Here is a 26,070-nt window from a genome sequence, read left to right as displayed (position 1 = left end):
TCACGCTTGCGTGCAGCATGGATTGACCGGAACTGCAGCAAGCATGCTATGCGAGCGACGGCGGTCGACAGTCCGGGATCGCCCCTCGCGACAAGGCTAATCTGTTGGAAACGCTCACCTACGTCCTGCTGCTGTTCGGCGCGCTGGCCGGCGGCTTCGTCTCGGGACTGGCCGGGTTCGGCACGGCGCTGATGGCACTCGGCATCTGGCTCTACGTCCTGCCGCCCTCGCTCGCGGTACCGCTGGTGCTGATCTGCTCGGTGATCGCACAGACCTCGACGCTGCCCTCGATGTGGAAAAGCTTCGACCTCTCGCTGGTCTGGCCGTTCCTGATCGGAGGCCTGATCGGCGTCCCGCTGGGAACCATGATGGTCGCCACGGCCGATCCGAAGGTATTCAAGCTGAGCGTCGGTGTGTTGCTCCTGGTCTTTTCGAGCGCGCTCTACCTCAACAAGAGGCCCCTCGCCTTCAGGTTCGGCGGCAGGATCGCCGACGGAGCGATCGGCTTTGCCGGCGGCATTCTCGGCGGCCTTGCCGGACTCTCGGGACCGCTGCCGATCCTCTGGGCCAACATCCGCGGCTGGAACAAGCATGAGCGGCGCGGCATCTTCCAGCTCTTCAATTTCACGGTGCTCACCACCGCGCTGGTGCTGCAGACGGCCTCAGGTCTGGTCGAACTGAAAGTGGTCTGGCTCGCACTGGTCGCGTTTCCGGGCACGCTGATCGGCGCATGGGCCGGCGCCCGCGTCTATCACGCCCTGAGCGACAAGCATTTCGGCGATGTCGTGCTCGGCCTGTTGTTCCTGTCGGGCCTTGGCCTCGTCTGGAACAGCGTTGTCACGCATTAGGCCGCGTACTCATAAATTAGCCGCGTGGACCGATGTCCGCTTGTCCCCCAATAGCGGCGCGAAAGCGGACGTTGTCGGACTTCCGAGAAGGGCCAGAAGCAGTCGCAAGGGATCTATGATAAATAGCCCTCACGAGAGCGGAATCCCGCCCTGCCATGGTTTGCTGAACCAAGTGCGTGGAGGACGGCCGAGCCATGGGAATAACGATGGATAGACTACCTAGTGGCGGCTTTGGTCGGCTTGTACCCGAGTTTGACGTATTTGACCTGGAACGCAGCAAGAGTTTTTGGTGCGATATACTTGGCTTTCAGATTGCTTATCAAAGGCCTGAGAACCTCTTCATGTTCATCGAGCTACAGGGCGCACAGGTCATGCTAAATCAGAGAAATGGGAACTGGGAAACCGGGCCTCTAGAGCGGCCGTTGGGCCGCGGGATTAATTTTCAAATTTTCGTCGAGTCTGTTGCCCCTCTTCTCGATGCACTGAAGCAGCACGAATGGGCTCTCTTCAGGGAGTGTCACGACGCATGGTATCGGATCGCAGGAGAGGAACGCGGCAACAGGCAATTCCTGGTCCAAGACCCCGATGGTTATCTGCTGCGGTTCGCAGAGGATTTGGGGAAGAGATAGCTACCCCTTCGAAAGCAAGCTGCGTCGAGTGGCCCGTCCGCTTTGGGTCATCAGCGCCATCGCTGACTGAGCTGGACACTTCCGGCCCTCCTTGAGAGCGGACATGATTGGGGGGTGAGTCTCGTCAGGATCGGGCCACAAGCTGGCTACAAGCCCTTCAAGGTCGGCCTCCGAGATTGACCGCGATCCATCCGGCTATGAGAGCGCCCGCTCCCCTGCTTCCGCGCGGGTTTTATCAAGTAGCCCCGAACAAGCCATCGCGCACGGCATGGGTGTGTCCGGGTTTCGCTGTCAGCTTGGCAATGAGCGTTACTTGGGACATGGATGATTTCCTTGAGTAGGCGGGACGGCAGGCATTTTCACTTCGCGCACCGATCTCGCGATGAAAAGACCCTATTCGGCCAAAGCAGCGGGATAGACAGCTTCCCACACATCGGCCGCACCGTGGGCAAGCGACCAGAAGCCGTCCGCTACGCCGTCGGCCTCGGCCGAATGTGGAGTGATCAAGGTTGCGACAGTCATCATCGCGATACGAACATTGCGCTCCGCGAGCTGGGGCGCGATCGCTTGCACGACGTTTCGCAGCGCGGCTTTTCCCATGCCGAGGCTTGCATAGCTGTGATGCGGGGCTAACGCGAAGCCGCCTCCCGTGATGAGAATTGTGCCGCCGCGCTTGTCGAACAGCTCCGTCCCCGCACGAATCGCATGGAGCCCACCCGCAACATTGACGGCAAGATCGTTCAGCACATCGGCATCAGTCATGGTGAACAGGTCTTGCTTGCGCACGAATGCCGCGTTGTAGAAGACCCCTGTCAGCCCGCCCGTGATCCGGTCGGCATTACGAACCGCAGAACGCATGGCTTGCGCATCGGTAGCGTCGAGAACGATCCCGTGGGCGGTGATACCTTTGCCGACGAGTTCGGCCACCAGCGGATCGAGATTGCGCGGGTTGCGGCTGGCCATAACAATGGTCCAGCCCTCGCGGCCAAAGCGCTCGGCGGTGGCTTGGCCGATGCCAGGCCCAGCGCCGATGATGAATAGTGATTTGGACATTTCAATTCCCTTTCGCTGGAGCCGTCAGGTCAACACTTCAGCCAGTTCGATCAGATTGCCGAAGGGATCGCAGAAAAAAGCCAGCTTGCGGCTGATGGCCGGCAGGACGAACGGCTCGGTGACGATGGTGACGCCGCGCGCACGCAGCTTGGCGACGGTCTGCTCGACGCTCTCGACGTTCAGACAGAAATGGTGGTAGCCGCGGTATTTCAGACTATCGGCCAGATCCGTGTACGGCCGCACTTCCGTGGGCGCCGGTTCACCCCCGCCGAGGATCTCGACATAGAAGCGATCGTCGTTGGCGGGCGCGATGTAGGCGAGTTTCTCGTCGGCATAGTCCCACGTCGCGACAACGCGAAAGTCGAGCTTTTCGACGTAGAAGGCCAGCGCGCTTTCGAGGTCGGGTGTGCGCACGGCAACATGGTGCCCCCTCATATCAGCAAAGGGCGAGTTGGCGTTCTTCGCGGGGGGTATGAAATCGGCCATGTGCATCTCCTTTCGCGGCCGGCATCAGCGCCGGACATCGCCAAAATGGCCGATCAACGTGCCCTTGATTAGCTAGATAATCTTGAAGATAATGCTGAGCGGGATTCAGGAATGAGAGCGACCGACCTCAGCGAACTGGCGGCATTCGATGCCGTCGCCCGACATCGCAGTTTCCGCCGCGCAGGCGAGGAACGGGGCGTGACCGCATCTGCGATCAGTCATGCCGTGTCCAGCTTGGAGGCCCGCCTCGAGATCCGTCTCCTCAACCGCACCACGCGAAGTGTGTCACTGACAGACGCTGGCGCCATGCTGATGGCGCGACTTTCTCCCGCCTACGCCGACATCGCTTCGGCGCTGGACAGCCTGAATCAGTTTCGGGACACACCGTTCGGCAAGGTGCGCATCAATGTGCCCTCGTCCATCGCATCCTTTGTCGTCGGTCCAGTCTTGAAGCCACTGCTGGCCAACAATCCGAACCTTCAGCTCGAGATCGTTGCGACCGATCGCCTCGTGGACATCGTTGAAGAGGGGTTCGATGCCGGAATACGGTTGGGAGAAAGTCTTCGAGACGGCATGACTGCCGTGAAGATCAAGACGCGATTGCGCTTCGCAGTCGTGGGCTCGCCGAGCTACTTCAAGACGCGTTCAATTCCAAAATCTCCGCATGACTTAAGGCATCATGCCTGCATCCAGAACCTGTACCCCAGCGGCGCGCGATATGCCTGGAGCTTTGCCAAGGGCGGCAAGGAAGTGGAGTTTCTGCCGACCGGCCCGTTGTCGCTGGATGACCACGCCCTCATGCGCCAAGCTGCACTTGATGGTCTTGGTCTGGCTTATCTTTGGGAGAACTATGCTATTCGCGCGATTTCCGAAGGCCAGTTGGTCCGTGTGCTGGACGCATGGTGCCCGCCTGAAGATTGGCTCTATTTGTACTATCCCGCCCGAAAGTATCTCTCTGCAGGCCTGAGGGCGGTGATTACTGCGCTTAGAGCCTAGGCTCGCGGCAGAGCAAGAGAATTCCGTTACTTTGAGGCTTCTCTTCTGATCCCCATCTTGCAGAGGTGCGAGGTCCGCTTCGGGTCAAAAAGCGAAGAACTCAAGCTGAGCAAATCTCGTCCGCTCTGCCGCAACGAGCGGACCTCCGTCAGCCGACGCGCAACTTCGCTGATGGGCCACAAGCCGAAATGCTCTGGCCGTTAGAAGATGTCCCCTCGGCCCCAGCAGCCGACATGGGCAGTCAAAAGCCCGCGGTATCCGGCGAGCTTAAGCTTCAAGAGCTTGATATGCGGGTCAATACCCGAACATTGCGCCGCCCCTCGGTTCCCGATGAGACCGGCTTGGTTGGCGAGGCTTCTACCCGCGCCAACTTCTCCGGCTTGTAATCAAGTGCGTCCGCGATCCATCGCGGCCAATCGGGTTTCGGCCCTGGCTCAACCCGCGTTTGAAGCAACTTCTGAAGTATATCGCTCATGCCTTCTCCTGCGACTCCAACCAAAGTCTTCATAAGAGGCATCCTCATCGCGGATCGCACCAAGGCTGCCAAGGACACTAATTGGCCCTCGCTGCACAGCTTCCTCGATATGCGCTTCCATCGTCACGTCGGCGCCGGGATGCACGATGGCCCGCTCGATGCGGTGAACGAACTGGATGGGGTTGTCGTCTTCGCTCGCGATCGGCTGCAAGGGCTTGCCCCACCCCCGATCGAGAATGGCGTTGGCCGCCATGACGCGGGCATGGGCGGGAGCGTCCTTACCGCGCATGATCTGCACGAGGGTCTTGATCGCGAGATTCGTGTGCGTCCGCGCCAGGTATTTGATTTCAGTCAACGTGCGCTGCTTCAGAGCGCGGCGAGCCGCCGCCCTCGCGAGAGCATTCTGGGAAAGAACGTTGCAGTTCACCACTTGGTCATCTTGAAAATCCGTCTGAAGATTCACTCCAAGTCATTTGGGATCGAGGACGCAAAAAACCCGCGGCGGAAAAACCGGCGCGGGTGCAACGCAGACTCGTCTCGATGATGCTATTCTGCCGGCGTTTTGCCCGACGTGTCAATGTTTTGACCATTCAAGTTAAAGATGGACTTAGGCGACCAGCTAATCGGCTCTCTCTTCGATGTCAGACGCAGTCGCTCGCGCGTCAAAACCGCAGCGCCGCAATTTGCGCTTCGGTCAGCTCCGGAAGGGACGAACGTTCGCTGCTACTGCTCATAGGTCACGCCACTAACGAACTAAATGTCCTTTCGAAGTTCATTTTGATGATGCGCAAGGGCGATCCGCCCACGCAAGTTGAGGACTTCACCGAGGGCGGGCAGGTTTTCATCATCATGCGCATCCTGATCGGGAAATTGCATGAAGCATGGGAATTGTTCAAAGCGCGTGCCCAGTCGAACAAGAACATATCGGAGAAATACCTGACGAAGCTGGAGGATGAAGCAGCTGAAGCGCTCAAGAAGCTTAACGAGTACTTTGGCAAGAAGAATGCGGTAACCGAGATACGCAATAAGGTGGCGTTCCACTACAAAGACAAGGACGATCTGATGGAGGAGAACTTCCAGCGGCTGCCTGAGACCGAGCCGTGGGAGTTCTATTTGTCAAAGACGCACGGCAACACCTTCTACTATGCATCCGAGATGGTCGCGACGGGCAGCGCACTGAGTCTTGCTGGAAAGATCGACGAGAGAGAACAAGCTAGTCTAGCTGCCGACATCAAGGCATTCTCCGACCTGAGCAATGTCGTGCTAGAAGTTTCGAAAAACATCACGACGCTGTTCTCGTGGCTGATCTCGGATATCATCTCGGCCTACGTGCCAGAGCCTGAGCTAAAAACAGAGAAACTAGAAGACGGACCTAAGCTCTCGGGGTTCGCCTTGCCCTACTTCTTCGACGAAGACGAAGAGGACTGGACAAACCAGTACCAAAAGGAGCCCGACAAGGCGAAATGACGAACGCTTCCGCTATGGGTCATGCACAACAAAACTCAAGGTGAGCATATTAGGTCCGCTTTTGGGTGCATAGCGGCCAGTTCAGCCCGACGGCCGAGCCATGATTCAAGCCACCAGACGGAAGGGGCCGAATCATGCGCCACGAACTCACAGACAATGAGTAGTTTGCCATTGAGCCGATGCTGCCGGATAAGCCGCGCGGTGTGCCACGAGTGAATGACCGTCGTGTCCTCAATGGCATCTTCTGGGTCTTGCGCTCTGGAACACCATGGCGTGACCTGCCGGAAAACTTCGGTCCGTACCCGACCTGCTACAATCGGTTCGTTCGCCGGCGACGGGCGGGCGTGTGGGCCAAGCTCATGAGCGCACTGGCCGGCGCTCATGATGCTGAGGTGCAGTTGATCGACACGTCTGCATCAACATGGGCCTGTATCACAAGGAACAAGCGCCAATCGATGGGAAGGTCACGCGGCGGCTTGACGAGCAAAATCACGCGGTGGTCGATGGTAATGGTCTGCTTGTGAGCTAACATCCCGCCGAAAAGGAATCGCAGCGATCCGATCTGCTTTGGCTAAAGCGCGGACGCGCGTGCAGGAGGCGCGACCTCGGACCCCGACGGCTCCATAGCTTGCTCCGGAGGAGGCAATACCAGCCGCCTGCCGAATTCGCGACGCAACAGCCACAGGCTCGACGCGGCCTGGAGCGTCGTCGCCGCGATCGACAGGTACCAGACGTGCTCCATCCGGAAGCCTGGCCGCGTCGACAGCCAGATTGCCGGCAGCGAATAGGTGAAGACGCGCGTCGCCGAACTCAGCAGCACCGGCTTGGTGTTGCCGAGGCCCTGAAACATGCTCGAGCAGGTGAAGATGAGACCCTGCGCTACCATGTTGAGCGAGATGATCCGCAGGAACAGGTAGGCGATCTCCATCGTCTCCCGGTCGTTCGAGAATCCGGCGAGCAGCAGCTCCGGCTTCAACTGCGCCAGCATCATGAAGCCGACCATCACGGCGCTGGTGATCAGCGCCGACTTGACGAAGGTTTCCCGCACGCGCGCGCCATTGCCGGCGCCGACATTCTGGCCGGCGATCGGCCCGGCCGCCAGCGCCACCGCAAGCGCCGGCATCTGGATGAGGCCGAGCACCCGCTGCCCGATGCCGAATCCGGCCTGCGCCGCCGCGCCGAAATCGCGCAGCACGTAGTAGACCACCGCCATGAAGATGAACATCATCGCGAACTCGCCGCCGGCCGGCAGGCCGACATTGAGAATGCGCATGAGATGTCGCGGCTGTGGACGCCACTGCGCCGGATTGAACGCGACATAGCGCTCGACCTTGCGGAAATAGACAAGCAGCATCAGCGCGCCGATGGCGACCGCGATCGAACTCGCCAGCCCCGCGCCGGCAACGCCGAGCGCGTAGCCGGTGCCCCAGCCCGAGATCAGCACCGGGGCCAGCGCGATGTTGATGACGACCGCGACGACCCGCACCAACATGGCCGGGCGCACGATCCCGGTCGCGCGCAGGGCAGATGCCGTCACCTGCATGACGAATTCCAGCGCGAGCGCCGGCATGAACCACAACAGATAAGTGGTCCCTGCCTCGATCGTGGCCTGGTCCGCGGCGACCGAACGCATGTAGGCGCGCGCCAGCAGCGCTCCCGCGACCAGGGTCAACACGCCGAACAGCACCGATAGCGCAACCGCCTGGTTGAAGATCAGATTGGCGTCGGGCCGATCCTTGCGCCCGACGGCGTGCGCGATCAGCGCCACCGTGCCGACACCGAGCACCTGCATCAGCGCGCTGACGAGAAAGCCGGCATTACCGGCCGCGGCGACGCCTGCCACGGCCGCATCGCCCAGGCCCGACACGAAGTACAGGTCGACCAGCTGGCAGACCATGATCGAGATCATCCCGGCCATGATCGGCGGCGTCATGGCCAGGATGTGTCTCACGATGGAGCCGTTCGCCAGGTCTTTCATGTCATTCACCTATGGCGGCGTGACGTCGGGACCTTCGCCCCGCCGCCGCGCGCCTCACTCCGCTGCGATCTGTCCGAGCTCCACCACCTGGCGCTCGAACAGGCCGCGATAGACGCCGTCTTGCTTGGCTGCGAGCATCGCATGCGTGCCTTGCTCGACGATCTCGCCGCGGTCGAACACCAGGATGCGATCGAGGCTCCTCACCGTCGACAAGCGATGCGCGATGACGATCGAGGTACGGCCCTTCATCAGGCGCTCCATCGCCTGCTGGATCAGCGCTTCCGATTCCGAATCGAGGCTCGACGTCGCCTCGTCCAGGATCAGCACCGGCGCGTCCGCCAGGAAAGCGCGCGCCAGCGCCACGCGCTGCCGTTCGCCGCCCGACAGTTTCACGCCGCGCTCACCGACCAGCGTGCCGTAGCCCTTCGGCAGGCGCTGGATGAAATCATGCGCATTGGCAAGCCGCGCCGCCTGCTCGATCGCTTCAAAGCTGGCGCCGGGCCGCCCATAGGCGATGTTCTCCGCAAGCGTGCGGTGGAACAGGATCGGCTCCTGCTGCACGATCGCGATCTGACTGCGCAGCGATTGCTGCGTGGCGTGCGCGATGTCCTGCCCGTCGATCAGCACGCGACCGCCGGTGACGTCGTAGAGCCGCTGCACCAGCTTGACGAAGGTGGTCTTGCCCGAACCGGAGCGTCCGACCAGGCCGACACGTTCGCCGGCGCGGATCTTGACGGACAAGCCGTCGTACAGCGGCGCGCGATGGCCGCCATAGTGGAAGGTGACGTCGTCGAACACGATCTCGCCACCCTCGATCGCGATCGGCCGTGCGTCGGGAGCATCCGCAATGCCGATCGGCTCGTCATGGATCGCCACCAGCTCGTCCATGTCGTTGACCGAGCGCTGGAGGTTGTTGATGTGCATGCCGACGTCGCGCAGATAGGCGTGAATGACGTAGTAGCTCGTCAACACATAGGTGACGTCACCGGGCGAGGCGTGACCTGACATCCACAGCAGCACCGACCCGCCGATCACGGACGCGCGCAGGCACAGCAGCAAGGAAAGCTGCGACATGGCGGTGTAATTGTAGCGATACCAGGTCCGCCGCACGCGCACGCGCCAGCGATTGACGACGCGGGCGAGCCGCGTGTCTTCGCGCGCTTCGGCTCCAAACGATTTCACCACGGCATTGCAGGTCAGCGCGTCCGCCAGCGTGCCCCCGACCTTGGTGTCCCAGGCATTGGAGATGCGCGCGGCCGGCGCGATGTAGCGGGTCGAGAACACCACCGTGATCGTGACGTAGAAGATCGCCCCGATCGCGATCACCAGGCCAAGCGAGGTCCAGTGCGCGCCGATCAGGATCATCGAGCCGACCAGCACCAGCAGCGACGGCGCCAGGGCCATCAGGATGGTGTCGTTGAGCAGGTCGAGCGCCCACATGCCGCGGGTGATCTTGCGGACCGTGGATCCGGCAAATGAGTTCGCGTGCCAGTCGGTCGAGAAACGCTGTACGCGCGTGAACGCGTCCTGCGCGACGTCGGACATGATCTTGAGCGTGAATGGCACGATCGCCTGGAGACCGACGAGACGCAGCACCATCGAGGCCGCGCCCAGCGCCACGATGGCGCCGAACGCGACCAGCGCCGCGTGGCGCGCATCGGGATCGGACGGACCGCGGGTGAGCGCATCGACCAGATGTCCCGAGAATACCGGCATGAACAGGTCGGCAACGGTCGCACCCAGCAGCCCGCCGGCGACGATGAGGCCGCGCCCCGGCTGCTTCAGCCAGTGCCGGAAAACGAAGGGCAGCACCACGCGAATCGCGGCGGGCTTCTTTGACAGAGCGGTCATGGCATCATCCGGCCGCACACGCGGGCCGGCTCCATCGATGGACGCAAGCCGGCCGCGAAGGCCGGAACGGCGTCACTCAAAACTGATTTTGACTTGGGATTTGACTTGGGAAGCGGAGCGATCGGGACGCTGGGTCGAAACCTTGGCCCAATCGAAGCTGGCGGAAGAGGCCTCTAACAGGCCGCGTACATACCGAGCCAGAACGTGATCGAGGTCATCATCGAGCGCGGGCGTACGATCTGCGAATGCGACGAAATCATGCAAATCCCTCCCGGTTCGAATGAATGAGGTGCGTTTTATAGATGTGTCGTTTGCGAATTGCAACGGGGCCCATGCGAGATCACGGACGAGTGTTGCAATTTAGTGCGCGCCGCCATCGCCTCGCTCTCCGCCGTCATGCTCCGCGAAGGCGGAGCATCCAGTACGCCGCGGCTTCTCGGTTCTAACCGCGCTGTCTCGGAGTACTGGATCGCCCGGTCGAAGGCCGGGCGATGACACCGAGCATGTGGCCCGATCAATGCGCGTCGCCGCCGGCCCCGAACGGCGAGGCCGGCTTGTTCAGCAGCGCGACCAGCAGGCTGAGGCCGAGATAGAACAGCGTCAGCATGAGGAAGGCGTCGCCGAAGCTCATCACCACGGCCTGGCGATGCACGAGCTGGGAGAGCTGCTTCATCGCCATCAGCGTGGAATCGCCGAGCCCCTGGAATTTCTGCATGAACATGCTCAGGGTTTCGGTCGCGTTCGCGTTGCCCCAGGTCACGCGCTCCTGCAGGCGGGCGATGTGCAGGTCGGTGCGGTCGTTGAGCACGGTGTTGATGACGGCAAGACCCACCGCGCCGCCGAGGTTGCGCATCAGGTTGAACAGGCCGCTCGCGTTCTTCACCCGGTCAGGTGGCAGCGTGCCGAGCGCGACGTTGTTGGTCGGCACCATCGCGAACATCATGCCGACGCCGCGCAGGATCTGCGGCACCAGCAGCTCGTAGAAATCGTACTCGCGGGTGATCCAGGTCATCTGGTAGGAGCCGATCGCGAACACGATGAGGCCGAACGCGATCATGTAGCGCATGTCGAGCGTGGCCATCAGCCGGCCGACCAGCGGCGCGACCAGGAACATGGTGATGCCGGACACGAACATGGTCTCGCCGATCATCAGCGCGCTGTAGCCCCGCACCTGGGCGAGATAGAGCGGATAGATATAGGTCAGGCCGTAGAGGCCGATGCCGATGCAGAACTGCAGCGTGCAGCCGACGGCGAAATTGCGATCGGAGAAGGTGCGCAGATTGACGATCGGCTCGTCCGCCGTGAACACGCGCCAGAAGAAGGCGATCGCCGAAATCGCGCAGATCCAGGCGCAGATCGCGACCGACGTATCCTGCATCCATTCATATTGCGGGCCTTCCTCCAGCACATATTCCAGCGTCCCGAGGAAGCTGGCCATGAACAGCAGGCCCCACCAGTCGAAACGGTCGAGCAGTTCGAACTGCGGCTCGTCGAAATCGACCAGCGCCAGGACGCCGATGGTGATGCCGATGCCGGGCACGACGTTGATGAAGAACAGCCAGTTCCACGACATCAGGTCGGTGATGTAGCCGCCGACCGTCGGCCCGATCGTGGGAGCTAAGGTCGCAACAAGCCCGATGATGGGCCCGACGATGTGGAATTTCGTCCGCGGGAAGACGGTGTAGGCCGAGGCGAACACCGTCGGAATCATGCCGGCGCCGAGAAAGCCCTGAAGCGCGCGCCAGACGATCATCTCCTCGATGGTGGTGGCAAAGCCGCAGAGCAGGCTCGAGGCGGTGAAGCCGGCCGCCGAGATCGCGAACAGCAGCCGCGTGCCGAAGGCGCGCGACAGAAAACCGGACAGCGGGATCGCGATGACTTCGGCGATCAGATAGGCGGTCTGAACCCAGGAGACCTCGCTGGAGCTCGCCGACAGTCCGGCCTGGATCTCGCTGAGGGAAGCCGAGACGATCTGGATGTCCAGGATCGACATGAACATCCCGAACACCATGATGATGAACGCGAACAGCCGCTTCGGCGCAATGCGCTCTTCCGCGGCGGCCGCCATCATGTCGGGCGAAGCGGTGGTGGCGGTGGCCATTCTCTCACTCAGCTCGCGCGAGAGGGCACGATCCACCTCTCCCCATCGGGGAGAGGTCGATTTGCGTAGCAAATCGGGTGAGGGGCCGCAGCTTCCACGAGAGAGCGTAACCCCTCACCCGGATCGCATCTTCCGATGCGATCCGACCTCTCCCTTCGGGAGAGGTGAAAGACGAAGCGGCGCTCGTCTCGAACATCACCGCACCTACTGCGGATGGACCGCGGGATCGTCGAGATCGACCTCGCTGTCGGCGTCGGCGGCGCCCTTGTTGGTGTCGACGGTGGCGTAGACCGACATGCCGGCACGGAGCAGGTTCTGCTTCGCCACCGATTTCGGCACGCGGATGCGGACCGGCACGCGCTGCACGATCTTGGTGAAATTGCCGGTGGCGTTGTCCGGCGGCAGCAGCGTGAACACCGAGCCCGCACCCGCCGCGATGCTGTCGACGACGCCGGAGAACTTGCGCATGCCGTAGGCGTCGACCTTGATCGTCACCGGCTGGCCGGGGCGGATGCGCTTGAGCTGCGTCTCCTTGAAGTTGGCATCGACATAGACGTCGTCGAGCGGCACGATGTTGCCGAGGCGCTGGCCGACCGCGACAAAGTCGCCGGTATTGACCAGGCGGTTGGAGAACGTGCCATTGACCGGCGCGCGCACCGCGGTGAAGGCGAGGTCGCGCTCGGCCTTGGCCAGCGTGGTCTTGAGCTCGGCGAGCTGGGCCTGGGCTTCGGCCTGCTGCGCCTTGGCGACATCGACATTGCTGACGGCAACGTCGTAGGCGGCCTGCGCGGCCTTGACCGCGGCGGCGCCCTGATCGCGTCCGGCTTCCGAGCTCTCGAAGGTGGCGCGCGACGCAAAGCCCTTGCTGCTCAGCGCCTGCTGGCGCTCATAATCGAGGTCGGCGCGCTTGAGGCCCGCTTCCGCGGAGACGAGCTGCGCCTTGGCCTGCGCGACCTGGCTGTCGAGCGCGGCGACCTGGCGGCCGATGCGGTCGATGGTGGCCTGCTGGGTCGCGATCTTGGTCGCGGCGGCTTCGACCGCGATCTTGTAGTCGCCGTCGTCGATGCGGAAGACGATGTCACCGGCACGCACCGGCGTGTTGTCGCCGGCGAGGATCGCGGCAATGTGGCCGGCAACGCGCGCGCCGAGCATGGTGTTGTTGGCGCGCACATAGGCGTCGTCGGTGGAAACATAGAAGCGGCCGACCAGCGTGTAATAGCCGGCGTAGCTCGCGGCCGCGAGCGCGAGGACGAGGCCGACGCCCATCAGGACGAGTTTGCGCTTGCCGGATTTGGGCGCAGCGGCGACGGGCGCGCCCGGCGCGGGTGCGGCCGGCTTGTCGGTCACGGGCTTTGGCGCCTCCGGGGACGGACGTTTCGCTTCCTCGGCCACATGAGCGCGCGACTGCTCGGCATGGGGTGCGGCTGTCTCGGACGCAGCATCATCGCCCGACTGCTGCTCCGCCGCGTCCTGGCGAAGGACGCGAGCAGTCTGGTCTCTCGATACGGCCATAAAGGCCTCCCCCAAATATGTGCGATCGAGGGCGGCCGCTGCGCAGCCGGTTCCCTCTCGCTGACTCCAAGTACCATTGACCGAACCGTTCGGTCAATATAAACAATCTTCACGGACAGACCATACGACCTCGAAGGCTTTATTCGGGTTTCATGGACCTGATCCGGCCCAAAAACTTTTCCGAGACTCTAAACCAATGGTTGTAGTTGCCAACGAACATCCGCAGGTTGTCCATGAAGAGGACAGCTCCAAGCGCCGCCAGATCCTCGACGGCGCCCGCAAAGTGTTCATGGATCTCGGTTTCGATGGCGCCAGCATGGGCGAGATCGCGCGCGCCGCTCAGGTCTCGAAGGGCACGCTCTACGTCTACTTCGCCGACAAATGCGCGCTGTTCGAAGCCATCCTCGAGCAGGAAGCGCTCCAGCACGGCCAGGTCGTGTTCAATTTCGATCCCGCCCGTGACGCCAAGACCACGCTGAAGGAGTTTGGCCTCGCCTACCTTCACCTGGTCTGCCGGCCCGGCGGCGGGTCGGCGATCCGCACCGTGATGGCGATCGCCGAACGCATGCCCGATGTCGGCCGCCGCTACTATGGGCGCGTGCTCGACAAGTCCATCAACCGCCTTTCCGGTTATCTCAAGGCCCGCGTCGCCGCGGGCGATCTCGAGATCGACGATTGCGATCTTGCCGCCTCGCAGTTCATGGAGCTGTGCAAGGCCTCGCTGTTCCTGCCCTTCGTCTTCCAGGCCGCGCCCGCGCCCTCGGAACAGCGCATGACCGAGGTGGTCGACAGCGCAACGCGGATGTTCCTGGCGGCGTACAAGACGAAGTAGCAGCGCGTTGCGCAGACGGGCCGGGCGGCACTATATTGCGGCCATGTCTCGTGATCTTCGCCCGCCGGTCGACATCCTCCACTACGAGATCGTCCAGGAACAGGCCTCGGCGCTTGGACGGATGGGCCGCGCACTCGAACAGAGTCTCGCGCGCTTGCGCGAATTCGACGCCGCCCACGCTCCCTCGGAGGTTCCGGCCGCGATGCAGCCGGCCAGGCGCAAGCTGGTGATGGAAGCCGGCCACGCGCTTTGGATGTTCGTCGTCCAACGTGAGGCGTCCGGCTTGCGCGACAGCCGCCACATCATGCGCACCTACAACGTCCCGAGTGAGGTGCAGCTGTGCATGGGGCTGGCCCCGGCACCGTCAAGCCGGCCTCGTAGATCGTAGCCGGCATGGAGCGAAGCGGAATGCGGGGACGATTGTCCCGGACCGCGCTTCGCTCCATCCGGGCCATGGGTGAAACGCGCCGCTACTCGTCGACGTACTCGTCTTCTTCGTGCTTGCGCGCGATGCTCTTGCGCGCACCCAGCGAGCCGGTGACGAAGCGATCGCGCGCGTTCGCATAAGGGCTGCGCGATTGCGCGCGCGCGGCGACCTCCTCGCCGGACACGGCGGAAGGCTGGCAGATCAGGCGGCGGCTGGCGCGGCGCATCAGGTCGACGTGAATGTGATCGTAGTGAAAGACGTTCGAGCCCGGCGCGAGCACGGTGGTGAAATGCGCACACGCTCCCGATTGCACGTCGCGCAGGAAACCCTGTTCCTCCGGCATGCCGCGCCAGCCGTCCTTCACGGTGACGCGGCGGCCGTCGGCGAGCACGAAGGCGGAAATGTCGAGCGCGTTGCCGAAGGCGTGCTCGGAGATGTGGGCCCGCGAGTTGCCGTTCATGCCGCGGCACGAATAGGCGGAGATCTGCTTGATCTCGGCGACGCGGACGCCGAACCAGCGCATCGCCGAGGGCTGCACCGTGTCGGCGAGCCAGCGGTCGAGCTCGGACACGATCGGACAGGCCAGCGTCGCCGTCGGCTTGATCGCGACGGGACCGACCGCGGTGACGGGATTGCCCTGCGCCGGACCAAGGCGCGGCAGTGGCTGCTGCGCGGGCGCCTGCGAGTAAGGCGCAGGACGAGCCGGATAGCTCGGCGCATTCATGTAGCGCGCAGCCCCGGCGGCATCGGTGCCTTCGGGCGGCAGGTCGATCTCGTCCTCCTGCGGCACCACGCCGGGCGCGTTCAGCGACATCGGCCCGGCGGAGGCCCCATAGCCGGACGGCTGGCGCGTCGCGCTCTCGGGATAGTTCGACCGCGGCGGATAGGAGGAGGCCGGGTAGTTCTGACCCTGCGGATAGTTCGATTGCGGTTGTGTCACGGGCCAGCGCGGCTGGTTGCCGATGCTCCCCGGCGGACGCAATGGCTCGTCGGCAAAGCCATAGGTGCTGGAGGCTTCGCCGATCGCTGCGACCTTGAGTGGAAACTCGGCGCCACACTGGCCGGGGCCGGAAATCGGGTCGATGCGGACGATGTCCGCACTCTCCTTCACCGCGCCCGATTTCAGGCATGCGGCTTCCGCCTCGGCCCGCCACGGTTCGCGTTCGGCTTGGAAGAAGCCGCGTCCGCAACCCGCTAGCGAAACAAGGACGATGGAGCCGACGAGATACAAACGAACTCCGCGCGTCATGCACGCACGTTCGGTGAATTTACTTAAAGACTCTTCAACACGTTGATTTCAGCCTTCCTTAACCATGGCGGGCGCGCGCGCTGCCGGCTGCCGACGATGAGCGACAGCGAGACTGCCTTTTTCGCGAGCTGACTCTCTGTTAACCATGATGGTCATGGCAGGGCGCGCGACCATCGGGAGCGACCTCATGACGTTGGCCGGCAGACTGAGCGTTATCACCGCCTACCTCGCCATGGCCTTCGTCGGCGCTATCGTCCTCGGCATGATCTAAGCGGAACGGCTTTGGGTTGAATCGATCGCCGCGGGCCGTTCACCTCTCCCGCAAGCAAGCGGGAGAGGGAGTGCACCTCCGTCGTTGCAGCAAGCTTCATCCCATCACGCTTTGGAGGCGCATCAAGCGCAGGCTCTTCTTCCTTCTCTTGCGGGGGACGAGGCGAGCAAGCGCGCTTGTGCTCGTGCAGACAGTGTCGGCCAGCGAAGCGGTGCTCTCCCGCAAATGGCGAGGGCACGACACTGCGCATCTCGCCGCGTGCGAGAAATTCATGGATATCGAGCCAGCCGCGCAGCTCGCAGTGAAGATGCAAGGGCGGCCCCCCTGGGCGCCGACAAGGTGTAGGGCCAGCCCGCGCTACAGGCGCGATCGCCGTTGTGACGCCCATCACAGAACACCCGAGCACCCCGGCGTAGGGTCGAACCACGCTTCATCCACCAGCGACACCTGTCATATCGCGACCACGCCATTTTCAGAGGTTGTCATGAACAAGCTCTCCATCGCCGCCACCGCTCTCTTCCTCGCTTCGACTGCCGCCGCACATGCTGGCAATTCGATCTCGTTCCAGATCGAAGGCCAGCGCATTCGCATCGAGACGCCGCGCAACTGCGCCTCGCTCGATTGCGTGACCATCGTCGCACCGGGCCTGTCGGACAAGCCGATCAAGCTGAACGACATCAACCTCAAGGGCCTCGGCGGTTTCAAGGACGATGACCTCGACGTCACGCCGGCTCCCGCGCCCACGACGGCGCAGCCCGCGCCGGCTCCGGTGCAGGCGGCTCCGCCCACGGCGCCGGCCGTGACCACGCCCGCCGCCCCGGCAGCGACCGTTGCCGCCGCTCCGTCCGTCGGCGTCGACAAGATGCAACCTGCGCCTGCTCCGATTGCCCCGCCCGCTCCCGTCGTTGCTGCGCCGGCCCCGGCTCCTGTTGCCACCGCGCCCGTGGCGGCGCCGAACTCGCCGATCGGCCTGTGGACGACCGAAGAGAACAAGGGCAATGTCCGCGTCGAGCAGTGCGGCGCCAATCTCTGCGGTTACGCCGAGAAGACCAATGCGCGCATCCTGATCAACATGAGGCCCGACGGCTCGAAGTGGAGCGGCCGCATCCACGATCCCGACTCCGGCCGCAACTACGATTCCACGATCTCGATGAAGGGTCCGAATGCGATGCGCGTGCAGGGTTGCGCCTTCGGCGGCATGTTCTGCGGCGGCCAGACCTGGAAGCGCGTGAGCTGACACCGACGGTGTCATCCCGGGGCGATGCGAAGCATCGAACTATGGTGCGCAATTGCGCACCTGAGGATCTCGCGCGGCTCGCACAAATCTTGGTCATGCCCGGGCTTGTCCCGGGCATCCACGTTCTTGGTGCCGCCCGGCAAAGCGTGGATGGCCGGGACAAGCCCGGCCATGACGTTGCCGAAATAGCCGACCCCACGCTCGCATCGCGCGCTGCTTGAACGTCCCTCTCTTGCCGCCCATGTTCATCCGCCATTCAGCTGCCCGCGGCTGAAATCCGCAGCTCTCGCCTCGCGTTCTCACCGGACCTCCTCGTGACTTCATTGGTAGCCTGGCCCCGCCTCGTGTTCGCGCTCGCCCTGTTGGCCTTGCCGCTGGCCGGCAGCAACATGGCATTCGGCTCCGAGGCCATCGAGCTCGCCCAGGCGCAGCCGCAGGCACAGCCGATACCCGGCCCCTCCCCGACGCCGTCGGCCTCACCGACACCCGCTGCAGACGCACAGCCCGCCGCCATCGAGCCGATCGGCAACGTCGCGACGGTGACGGGGATCGCGACCGTGATCCGCGACAGGAACTCCTATCCGCTGCGCGTGCGCGACGACATCTATCTCAACGACGTGGTGCAGACCTCGTCGAACTCCTCGCTCGGCATCACCTTCAACGACGCCACCACGTTCAATCTCTCGGCCAGCGCCAAAATCACGATCGACAATTACGTCTACGAGGACGGCGGCAGGCAGAATTCGGCGATCTTCGACGTCGGCAAGGGCACGGTTGCCTTCGTGGCGGCAGCGGTGGCGAAGACCGGCGACATGAAGATCACCACGCCGACGGCAACGCTCGGCATCCGCGGCACCACCGGCGTCGTCGAGGTGCCGGAAGGCGCGGCGAGCAGGGCCAGCAACGTCAACATCAAGCTCTATCCCGACGCCGACGGCCGGGTCGGCCACATCGACGTTGACGACCGCAGCAGCGGCACGCGGCTCGGCGCGCTGACACAGCCGTCCAGCGGCTTTGCGATCCGGCCGGGTTCGGGCGCCGCTGGCGGCGTCATGCGCTTTGCCGCGGTACCGATCACGATTCCCGCGCAGCAGATCGCGCGCGACCGCGGCTTCGTCAGCCAGGTGCATCTGGCACAAACCACGGGCCGGCAGATCGTCACCGAGCAGCGCGACTTCCGCCGCGCCAATCCGGGCGCGCTCAGCCGCATTCCGCGACCGGTCCAGCCGCAGCAGCAGCAATTGCGGCCGAATACGCCGCCGGCACAACAGCGGCCGAACGGCCAGCCCGGCCAGAACATCCGTCCGGGTCAGCAGCAGCCGGGTACGCCTGGCCGGCAAGGCGCGCAGCCGCCGCAGCGGCAGGGACAAGGCGGCGCCATGCAGCCGGGTGGCCGGCGCGCAGGCCAGGGACAGCAGGGCCAGCCGCAAGGCGCAGGCCGCCCGACAGGCGCACCGCGCCGCGGAGAAGCAACGCAGCCGGGCGCCGCGCCGCAAACCCGGCCGCAGCGCGGTGGACAGATGCAATCCCAACCCGACGGAATCGTGCTGCCGCAGCCGGGCCAGCCGGCGGCTCAACAGCCAGGCATGCAGCGTCCCGGTGGATTCCAGCAGCGCCTCACACCGCCACGAAGACCGGCGCCTTCTCCGAAGGAAAGGAAAGAGCGGCGGTGACGACACCGCCCCTCCGTCATTGCGAGCGCGGCAGAGCGGAGTGAACAGGTCTCACGCCTCGCCGCGCAGCCACGCCTTCACCTTTTGCAGCAAACCGTGGCGCAGCTCGTCGACGGACGCCGCCTCGGCCGGCGTCAGCGTCTGCAAGGCGGTATCGATGTCATCGGCCGCTTGCGCCGGCTCGGGCGGCGGCGACGCTGCCAGCCCCGCCGCCGTAAGCGCGATCGGACCGACCTGATTGAGGAACGCGCGCTCATATTCGCGCGACAGTCGGGCAATCGCATCGTCCAGCGTCAGCCAGTCGACCGCCTTGATGTCGTTCATCAGCTTGCGGACCGGCTCGCCGTCAGCTTCCATCCGCCAGAAATGCACGACCTTGGAGCGCCCGCCGGACTGATAAACGAGGGTGCCCAGAAATTCGTGCACGGCGACGTCGTGGCCTGTCTCCTCCAGCACCTCGCGGTGCGCGGCTTCCTTCGGCGTCTCGCCGTCGTCGAGCTTGCCCTTGGGGAGGACCCATTCGTTGCGCTTGCGCTGGCGCACGACCGCAATCAGCGGCGCCGAGCCACGCCGCAGCACAATTCCCCCCGCGGCCAAGACCGGCGCCCGCGCCATCGCTCACACATCCAAAATCGTCGTCCCCGACAGACGATATAGCCAGCGGCGACGGCAGATTGAAGGCTACTTTCTCCTCAAGAGCGCTTGACCCGCGCGAATGCGCGAGCCCTCGGCGATGCCGTCGCAGAAGTTGAAATCGCCGGGCGCCAGGATGATGATGGTCGAGCCGTGCTCGAACCAGCCGAGCTCCTCGCCCTTGGCCACATTGACGTCACAGGGGAAATTGACCGGCCCCTTCGTCTGCGCGTTCAGCACCATATCGAGGAAGTGCAACCGGATGCTCGCGACCAGGATCGCCGCAACGGGCACCAGTGTCACCGCCTCGCCGGTCGAGAGGTGGGTACGGATCACCGCGCGCTCGTTCTTGCAGAACAGCCGCTCGACGCGCTTGAGCGCGATCGGGTTGACGTTCCAGACGTCGCCATGGATCAGCGTGACGCGTTCGATATGGGCGTCATAGGGTGCGTGGAAGCGGTGATACATGCTCGACGTCAGCCGCAGCGTAGCGAAGGAGCCGTTGCGATGCTGGTCGACCAGCGCGGAATCGCCGAGCAGGTCGAGCAGCGAATAGGGCGCACCCTTGACCTGGAACAGCTCGGTGTCGGCGATCTTGCCGTGGGCGCCGACGATTCCATCAGAGGGACTCGCCACCACCGCCGGATCCGGATCAAACGGCCGCAGGCCCGGCTTCAGCTCCCGGGTGAAGCAGTCGTGCAGGCTCTTGAAATGCGTCTTGCGCGCCTCCGACAGATCGAGGTCCGAGAACAGCTTCCACAGCGCGATCGAGAAGTCGCGGACGAGCGGATTCTCGACCTTGGAGAACCAGCCCATGAAGCGGGTCAGGGCCGCGCGGGGGATGCGGTTGGTCAACAGGAAGTTGAGGTCTTCCTGCTGGGTGAAAGAGGCGATGAGGGCTTTGACTGTCATGAATCTGTCAGCTCGCAGGGTTAGCGCTTGTTGTCATGGAAACGACACTCCCGATTCTCTCGATGTCCGTGGCCGCCGCAGCGTCCGCTGCCGCCGCCTTCCCGAAGCTCAAGGCGCGCATCGAACTCTCCCGCGCCAAGCACCGGTCGCTCGCCGGGCACTCCAAGATGTCGCGCCGGGTAGCGCGGCTGCTGCCGTTCTACGAGTACGGAGAGAACGACTATTTCTCCTGCGACGGTGCGCCCGCGAACATCGCCGCGCAACGCAAGGACGGCTTCTTCCGCCTCGCCCGCCTCTACGCCGAGCGCTACCCGAAGGGCCGCGCGATGACGAAGGAGGCGGCGGACAAGATCTCCGACCTGAACTTCACCGAGAGCTACCGCGTGCCGTTCCAGTTCTCGCGTCTCGTCCGCGAGCACCTGGGCACTTCTACCTTCATGGAGTCCTCGCGCGGCGTCACAGTCACCGACGTCGACGGCAACACCTCTTACGATCTCACCGGCTCGTACGGCGTCAACATCTTCGGCAACGACTTCTACAAGGAATGCATCGAGGGCGCCGAGAAGCGGGCGCATGCGCTCGGACCGGTGCTCGGCCCCTACCACCCCGTCATCCTCGACAACGTGACCCGGCTCTGCCGGATCTCGGGCCTCGACGAAGTCTCGTTCCACATGTCCGGCACCGAAGCCGTGATGCAGGCGGTGCGGCTGGCGCGCTACCACACCAAGCGCACCCATCTCGTCCGTTTCGCCGGCGCCTATCACGGCTGGTGGGGTGACGTGCAGCCCGGCGTCGGCAATCCCATCCCCACGCACGAGACCTACACCCTCGCCGAGATGTCCGAGAAGACGCTGCACGTGCTGAAGACGCGCAAGGACATCGCCTGCGTGCTGGTCAATCCGCTGCAGGGCCTGCATCCCAACGCAAACGCGCCCGGCGATTCCTCGCTGGTCGATTCCTCCCGCGGCGGCAATTTCGATCGGGCCGCCTACACGGAGTGGCTGAGGACGCTGCGCGAGGTCTGCACCGAACGCGGCATCGTCCTGATCTTCGACGAGGTCTTCGTCGGCTTCCGTCTCGCCGCCGGCGGCGCCCAGGAATATTTCGGCGTGCGCGCCGACATGGTCACCTACGGCAAGAGCCTCGCCGGCGGCCTGCCGGTCGGCGTGGTCTGCGGCAAGAAGGAATTGATGCGCCGCTTCCGCGACGATCGTCCCGCCGACATCTGCTTCGCCCGCGGCACTTTCAATTCGCATCCCTACGTCATGACGGCGATGGACGAGTTCCTGAGCCGCCTCGCCAGCCCGAACTTCCGCGCGGTCTATGACGGCCTCGAGGAAACCTGGAACGGCCGCGTCCAAACGCTCAACCGGATGATGGAGAGCGCCGACCTGCCGGTGCGGTTCGCCAACTTCTCCTCGATCTGGACGGTGAAATACACCACGCCGTCCCGCTACAACTGGATGCTGCAATACTACCTGCGCGCCGAGGGCCTGGCGCTGAGCTGGGTCGGCACCGGCCGGCTGATCTTCAGCCTCAACTACACCGACGCCGACTTCACCGAAGTCGCCGAACGCTTCGTCCGCGCCGCCGAAAAGATGAAGGCCGACGGCTTCTGGTCGCACGACGGCATGCTCACCAACAAGCAGATCAAACGGCAGATCCTGAAAGAGATGCTGGCGAAGCGCTTCGGGCGCTGAGGCCGGTTCCACGAACGCCGTCAAGGCCGGGCTTGTCCCGGCCTTCCACGCGTCTCCACGAGGTAGCTCCAAGACGTGGATGCCCGGGACAAGCCCGGGCATGACGTAACCATGAGACATCGAAGTGCTTGGTAAGACCAGCGCGCTCAGGCGTGCTGCTCTTCGAGCGTGGGCTCGCCGATCAGGCCCAGCGTGTGCTCGGGGTTGAGGTGCAGGCCGGGGTCCATCAACTCGCCGCGCATGAGGGCGAGCGGAGCGCTGCGATAGAGCATCAGATCGTGGAAGGGGTCGGTCAGGATCTTGGTCATCCAGACAAGACCGGTCTCGACGTCGCGAATGAAGAACAGATGCACGGTTCGGAACAGAAGGCCGCCGCCGCCGATCACCAGCCAGATCTTGGCGACCTGGCGCATGAAGTCGGTCGCGCTCGCCCAGGGCGTGAACAGGCCGAACAGCGTGGGATCGACGAGCAGCACCAGCGGCGAGAACGCCCAGATCGCCATCAGCACCACCTTGCGCTGCAAATTGTAGCCCACCTTGATCTCTTCCTTGTACTCGTGCGTCGCCTGATTGATGTGGTCGTAATCGTGCGGCTCGAAGAAGAAGTGACCGGCCTGGCGCGAGGTCATCGACACCAGCCAACCGACCAGCGCGGAGACCACGGGGTCGATGAACAGCCACACATAGGCGAACAGGAAGCTCAGCGCGCTGACGAAGTGCAGGCTCTGGTTGATGCGGCTGTGGTGATAGTAGCGATGGTCGTCCCAGCGCTGGATCCGCAGCTGCTCGAGATAATTCTTGATCATGCTCTCCCCCAAAATGCTTTCGGGTACGGGATTACAGGGATTCGATGTAGGCCGTGTGACATCATCATTTTGTCATGTGACGATGTGCAGCGGCGCGGTGACGCACGCGACGCGTAAGCTCAAGCCGCCTTCCTCATGCGGCCTTGGCGACGTCGACCTTGCGGAAGCGCACCAGCGAGAAATGGCCGAGCGGCGGGATCAGGCGGCGCTCGGCGAGCTCGATGCCGTTCGCGCCGGAGAGCCACTTGGCATAGCGCGACCAGGCGAATTCGGCGGTGCGGAAGCCGAGCGGACGCACCACCGGCTGGAGCTTCTGCTCGATGAAGCGGCGCACGCCGGCGTCGGCGCTGACGCGCGTCAGGATGATCAGCTCGCCGCCCGGGCGCAGCACGCGGGCGAATTCGTCGAGCGCCTTCTCCGGGTTCGGCACGGCCGTCACGACATATTGCGCCATCACGACGTCGAAGGAATTGTCAGGGAATTCGAGCTTCTCGGCGTCCATCACCGCGAGGCCCTCGACGTTCTTCAGCTTCTGCTCCTTCACCCGGCGGCGGGCCTTGTCCAGCATCGCTTCCGAAATGTCGGTGCCGAAGATGCGAACGTTGGGGGCATAGAGCGGCAGCGAGATGCCGGTACCGACGCCGACCTCGAGCACGCGGCCGCCGATCTTGTTGGTGGCCGCGATCGCGGCCTGCCGCCCCTTGGCGAACACGCCGCCGAACACGAGGTCGTAGACGGGCGCCCAGCGGTCATAGGCCTGCTCGACCGTGCCACGGGTGAGGTCGAGCTGCTGCGTGCCGTCAAGGTTCATGATCTTAGCCATCGATGAGGTTCTCGCTGTGGTTCGAATTGACGATCAGCTGCGCACCGGCCGCCGCGCCATGCGAGGCGAGGCACGCAAGGCGCGGCTGGGCTGAAGAGAGGTGAGATTGCCGACGAACTGACGCGCGCTGTTCTCCCAGGAGCGCTCCAGCGCGAAATTGCGGCAGGTCTCGCGCGACATTGTGAGCGCGCGCAGGCACGCGGTGCGCAGGTCGTGGTCGATCGCGCCGATCGGGTGATCGGCGATGACGTCCTTCGGTCCCGTCACCGGAAACGCCGCAACCGGCGTGCCGCAGGCGAGCGCTTCGAGTTGCACCACGCCGAACGTGTCGGTCAGGCTCGGAAACACGAAGACGTCGGCAGCGGCGAGATGCGCGGTCAGATCCGCACCCTTCTTCTCACCGAGGAAGACCGCGTCCGGGTACTTCTTTTCGAGCGCCGCCTTCTGCGGGCCGTCGCCGACCACGACCTTGGTGCCGGGCAGGTCGAGCGAGAGGAACGCCTCGAGATTCTTCTCCACCGCCACGCGGCCCATGGTCATGAAGATCGGCCGCGGCAGGTCGAGCCTCGCCGGAGAATCGGGATGGAACAGTTCGGTGTCGACGCCGCGCGTCCAGAAGCCGAGCCGCTTGAAGCCGCGCTCGGAGAGCTCCTGCCGCAGCGAGGGCGTCGCCACCATCGTCATGGCGGCGGCATCGTGGAAGTGGCGCAGCACGGCATAGCCGATTGCGGCCGGGATGCCGGTCCGCACCGCGACATATTCCGGAAAGCGCGTCGTGTAGGAGGTGGTGAAGGCGAGCCCGTTGCGGCGGCAATAGGCCCGTGCCGCCCAGCCGATCGGGCCCTCGGTCGCGATGTGCAACGCGTCCGGCGCCGCCCGCTCGATCCGCCGCGCGATCTCCTTGGCGCCCGGCAGCGCGATGCGCAGCCCCGGATAGGTCGGCAGCGGCCAGGACGGAAAGCCGTCCGGGGTGAGGAAGTCGATCTCGACGTCGAGGGCTTTGGCCGCATTCGCCAGGGAGGTCAGGGTGCGGACCACACCGTTGACCTGCGGATGCCAGGCGTCAGTCGCGATTAATACCCGCATGGGAAGATCCCGAGAGTTTGATGATTCTCAGGAATCGACCATCAACGAAGGATATTTCAGGCGTGTGACGTCACAGAAGTGTCGGCGTGCTGTTTTGTTCGTTAACGGACGCACGGAGCCACGAAACCGTCATGAAACAATCCTTTCCGCGACGAAACCGTTTTCGGTTTTCCGCGCAAATGTCCCGAAACGTTTCGCCGTTAAGACTTGAGGCAACGGAGCACCGAAATGGTGCCGCGGTGAGCAGAAACACCGAGCAAACAGGGGCGACCAATGTTCAATCTGGATACGTTCAAGACGTTTTCGCGCGCCGCTGCACTCAGTGCCGTCGCGGTCTCTGCATTCGCGTTCGCTAGCGCAGCCAAGGCTGCGCCGGTGCAAATCTTCCCGTTCTTCCAGCCGCTGCCGCCGATGACCGCGCCGCAGCCGCTGCAGCCCTATCAACCGTATCAGCCCTATCAGGCGCCGACCTACCAGACCGAGCCCTCCGAGGAACAGGACGCGGTCGAGCTGCCGGCCCGCTTCCGCCGCCAGACCGTTGCTTACGCGACGCGAGAAGCGCCGGGCACGATCATCATCGATACGCCCAACACCTATCTCTATTACGTGCTCGGCAACGGCCAGGCGTTGCGCTACGGCATCGGCGTCGGCCGCGATGGCTTTACCTGGTCCGGCATCCAGTCGGTGAGCCGCAAGGCGGAGTGGCCGGCCTGGACTCCGCCGCCGGAAATGATCGCCCGCCAGCCCTATCTGCCGCGCCACATGGCCGGCGGCCCCGGCAATCCGCTCGGCGCCCGTGCGATGTATCTCGGCGGCACCATCTACCGGATCCACGGCACCAACGCGCCCGAAACCATCGGCAAGCGTGTCTCCTCGGGCTGCATCCGCATGACCAACGAGGACGTCACCCACCTCTATTCCCGCGTGAACGTCGGCACCAAGGTGATCGTGCTGCCGATGACCGAGCGCAGGGCCGAGCTCGGCACGGCAACGCGCTGAGCGACCGGACATTGTGACGCAAGCGG

23 protein-coding genes and 1 pseudogene are annotated in these 26,070 nt (G+C 63.9%); 11 read left to right on the top strand and 13 right to left on the bottom strand.

Annotated elements, in window-relative coordinates:
• Positions 1–104: 104 nt before the first annotated feature.
• On the top strand, positions 105–848 hold the full coding sequence (locus XH96_RS09995) for a sulfite exporter TauE/SafE family protein (protein WP_194392346.1): 744 nt from the start codon (positions 105–107) through the stop codon (positions 846–848).
• 206 nt (positions 849–1,054) lie between these two features.
• On the top strand, positions 1,055–1,477 hold the full coding sequence (locus tag XH96_RS09990) for a VOC family protein (RefSeq protein ID WP_246790026.1): 423 nt from the start codon (positions 1,055–1,057) through the stop codon (positions 1,475–1,477).
• Between the two features lie 393 nt (positions 1,478–1,870).
• Here the strand turns inward: XH96_RS09990 and XH96_RS09985 are convergent, their stop codons facing one another.
• Together XH96_RS09985 and XH96_RS09980 are read right to left on the bottom strand one after the other, a co-directional pair.
• Positions 1,871–2,530: an SDR family NAD(P)-dependent oxidoreductase gene (locus XH96_RS09985; RefSeq protein WP_194392344.1), complete on the bottom strand. Its 660-nt coding sequence runs from the start codon at positions 2,528–2,530 to the stop codon at positions 1,871–1,873.
• A gap of 24 nt (positions 2,531–2,554) precedes the next feature.
• Positions 2,555–3,022, bottom strand: coding sequence for a VOC family protein (locus XH96_RS09980; protein WP_246790024.1), 468 nt, complete (start codon positions 3,020–3,022; stop codon positions 2,555–2,557).
• 105 nt (positions 3,023–3,127) lie between these two features.
• Between XH96_RS09980 and XH96_RS09975 the strand changes: the two genes are divergently transcribed.
• Entirely contained in the window at positions 3,128–4,012 is an 885-nt protein-coding gene (locus tag XH96_RS09975) for a LysR family transcriptional regulator (RefSeq protein ID WP_194392343.1), read from the top strand.
• Between the two features lie 434 nt (positions 4,013–4,446).
• Here XH96_RS09975 and XH96_RS09970 read toward each other — a convergent pair whose 3' ends face one another.
• Entirely contained in the window at positions 4,447–4,950 is a 504-nt protein-coding gene (locus tag XH96_RS09970; protein ID WP_194392342.1) for a hypothetical protein, read from the bottom strand.
• A gap of 317 nt (positions 4,951–5,267) precedes the next feature.
• On the opposite strand from XH96_RS09970, the gene XH96_RS09965 reads away from it, so the two are divergent.
• Together XH96_RS09965 and XH96_RS39805 are read left to right on the top strand one after the other, a co-directional pair.
• Positions 5,268–5,954 carry a hypothetical protein gene (locus XH96_RS09965; protein ID WP_194392341.1) on the top strand — a complete coding sequence of 229 codons (687 nt, stop codon included), beginning with the start codon at positions 5,268–5,270 and terminating at the stop codon, positions 5,952–5,954.
• Between the two features lie 179 nt (positions 5,955–6,133).
• Positions 6,134–6,314: pseudogene (locus XH96_RS39805) on the top strand (transposase); the annotation flags it as partial.
• 211 nt (positions 6,315–6,525) lie between these two features.
• Here the strand turns inward: XH96_RS39805 and XH96_RS09955 are convergent.
• The 4 genes from XH96_RS09955 to XH96_RS09940 all read right to left on the bottom strand — a co-directional run bounded on the left by XH96_RS09955 (position 6,526) and on the right by XH96_RS09940 (position 13,396).
• Positions 6,526–7,932, bottom strand: coding sequence for an MATE family efflux transporter (locus XH96_RS09955; protein WP_194392340.1), 1,407 nt, complete (start codon positions 7,930–7,932; stop codon positions 6,526–6,528).
• A 54-nt stretch (positions 7,933–7,986) separates the two neighbouring features.
• Positions 7,987–9,783, bottom strand: a complete 1,797-nt coding sequence (locus XH96_RS09950) for an ABC transporter ATP-binding protein (RefSeq protein ID WP_194392339.1) — start codon at positions 9,781–9,783, stop codon at positions 7,987–7,989.
• 514 nt (positions 9,784–10,297) lie between these two features.
• Entirely contained in the window at positions 10,298–11,884 is a 1,587-nt protein-coding gene (locus XH96_RS09945; protein WP_194392338.1) for a DHA2 family efflux MFS transporter permease subunit, read from the bottom strand.
• Between the two features lie 204 nt (positions 11,885–12,088).
• The gene (locus XH96_RS09940) at positions 12,089–13,396 is read right to left on the bottom strand and encodes an HlyD family secretion protein (RefSeq protein WP_194392337.1); all 1,308 of its coding nucleotides are present in this window, start codon (positions 13,394–13,396) and stop codon (positions 12,089–12,091) included.
• A 196-nt stretch (positions 13,397–13,592) separates the two neighbouring features.
• Between XH96_RS09940 and XH96_RS09935 the strand changes: the two genes are divergently transcribed.
• Both XH96_RS09935 and XH96_RS09930 read left to right on the top strand, forming a co-directional pair.
• Positions 13,593–14,228: a TetR/AcrR family transcriptional regulator gene (locus XH96_RS09935; RefSeq protein WP_194392336.1), complete on the top strand. Its 636-nt coding sequence runs from the start codon at positions 13,593–13,595 to the stop codon at positions 14,226–14,228.
• A gap of 43 nt (positions 14,229–14,271) precedes the next feature.
• On the top strand, positions 14,272–14,616 hold the full coding sequence (locus XH96_RS09930; RefSeq protein ID WP_194392335.1) for a DUF6665 family protein: 345 nt from the start codon (positions 14,272–14,274) through the stop codon (positions 14,614–14,616).
• Positions 14,617–14,698: 82 nt separating this feature from the next.
• On the opposite strand, the gene XH96_RS09925 is transcribed toward XH96_RS09930, so the two are convergent.
• Positions 14,699–15,904 carry an extensin family protein gene (locus XH96_RS09925; protein WP_194392334.1) on the bottom strand — a complete coding sequence of 402 codons (1,206 nt, stop codon included), beginning with the start codon at positions 15,902–15,904 and terminating at the stop codon, positions 14,699–14,701.
• A 755-nt stretch (positions 15,905–16,659) separates the two neighbouring features.
• On the opposite strand from XH96_RS09925, the gene XH96_RS09920 reads away from it, so the two are divergent.
• Positions 16,660–17,412 carry a DUF2147 domain-containing protein gene (locus XH96_RS09920; RefSeq protein ID WP_194392333.1) on the top strand — a complete coding sequence of 251 codons (753 nt, stop codon included), beginning with the start codon at positions 16,660–16,662 and terminating at the stop codon, positions 17,410–17,412.
• A gap of 323 nt (positions 17,413–17,735) precedes the next feature.
• Complete coding sequence (locus XH96_RS09915; protein WP_194394087.1) at positions 17,736–19,085, top strand: FecR domain-containing protein; 1,350 nt, start codon at positions 17,736–17,738, stop codon at positions 19,083–19,085.
• Between the two features lie 51 nt (positions 19,086–19,136).
• On the opposite strand, the gene XH96_RS09910 is transcribed toward XH96_RS09915, so the two are convergent.
• Entirely contained in the window at positions 19,137–19,700 is a 564-nt protein-coding gene (locus XH96_RS09910) for an NUDIX hydrolase (protein ID WP_194392332.1), read from the bottom strand.
• 66 nt (positions 19,701–19,766) lie between these two features.
• Positions 19,767–20,630, bottom strand: coding sequence for an archaetidylserine decarboxylase (asd, locus tag XH96_RS09905; protein WP_194392331.1), 864 nt, complete (start codon positions 20,628–20,630; stop codon positions 19,767–19,769).
• A 35-nt stretch (positions 20,631–20,665) separates the two neighbouring features.
• Here asd and XH96_RS09900 point away from each other — a divergent pair, with 35 nt between their 5' ends.
• Positions 20,666–22,330, top strand: coding sequence for an aminotransferase class III-fold pyridoxal phosphate-dependent enzyme (locus XH96_RS09900; protein WP_194392330.1), 1,665 nt, complete (start codon positions 20,666–20,668; stop codon positions 22,328–22,330).
• Positions 22,331–22,476: 146 nt separating this feature from the next.
• Here the strand turns inward: XH96_RS09900 and XH96_RS09895 are convergent, their stop codons facing one another.
• From XH96_RS09895 to XH96_RS09885, 3 genes are all read right to left on the bottom strand, one after another.
• Positions 22,477–23,136, bottom strand: coding sequence for a hypothetical protein (locus XH96_RS09895; protein WP_194392329.1), 660 nt, complete (start codon positions 23,134–23,136; stop codon positions 22,477–22,479).
• A 133-nt stretch (positions 23,137–23,269) separates the two neighbouring features.
• Positions 23,270–23,959, bottom strand: a complete 690-nt coding sequence (locus XH96_RS09890; RefSeq protein ID WP_194392328.1) for a methyltransferase domain-containing protein — start codon at positions 23,957–23,959, stop codon at positions 23,270–23,272.
• 33 nt (positions 23,960–23,992) lie between these two features.
• Positions 23,993–25,045 carry a glycosyltransferase family 1 protein gene (locus XH96_RS09885; protein WP_194392327.1) on the bottom strand — a complete coding sequence of 351 codons (1,053 nt, stop codon included), beginning with the start codon at positions 25,043–25,045 and terminating at the stop codon, positions 23,993–23,995.
• 273 nt (positions 25,046–25,318) lie between these two features.
• On the opposite strand from XH96_RS09885, the gene XH96_RS09880 reads away from it, so the two are divergent.
• Positions 25,319–26,044, top strand: a complete 726-nt coding sequence (locus tag XH96_RS09880) for a L,D-transpeptidase (protein ID WP_194392326.1) — start codon at positions 25,319–25,321, stop codon at positions 26,042–26,044.
• The last annotated feature ends 26 nt before the right edge of the window (positions 26,045–26,070 follow it).

The organism is Bradyrhizobium sp. CCBAU 51765 (assembly GCF_015291725.1).
GTDB classification, from domain to species: Bacteria; Pseudomonadota; Alphaproteobacteria; order Rhizobiales; family Xanthobacteraceae; genus Bradyrhizobium; species Bradyrhizobium liaoningense.
Note: the sequence above shows the minus strand (reverse complement) of the source record. Positions and strands in the feature narration are given on the sequence as shown.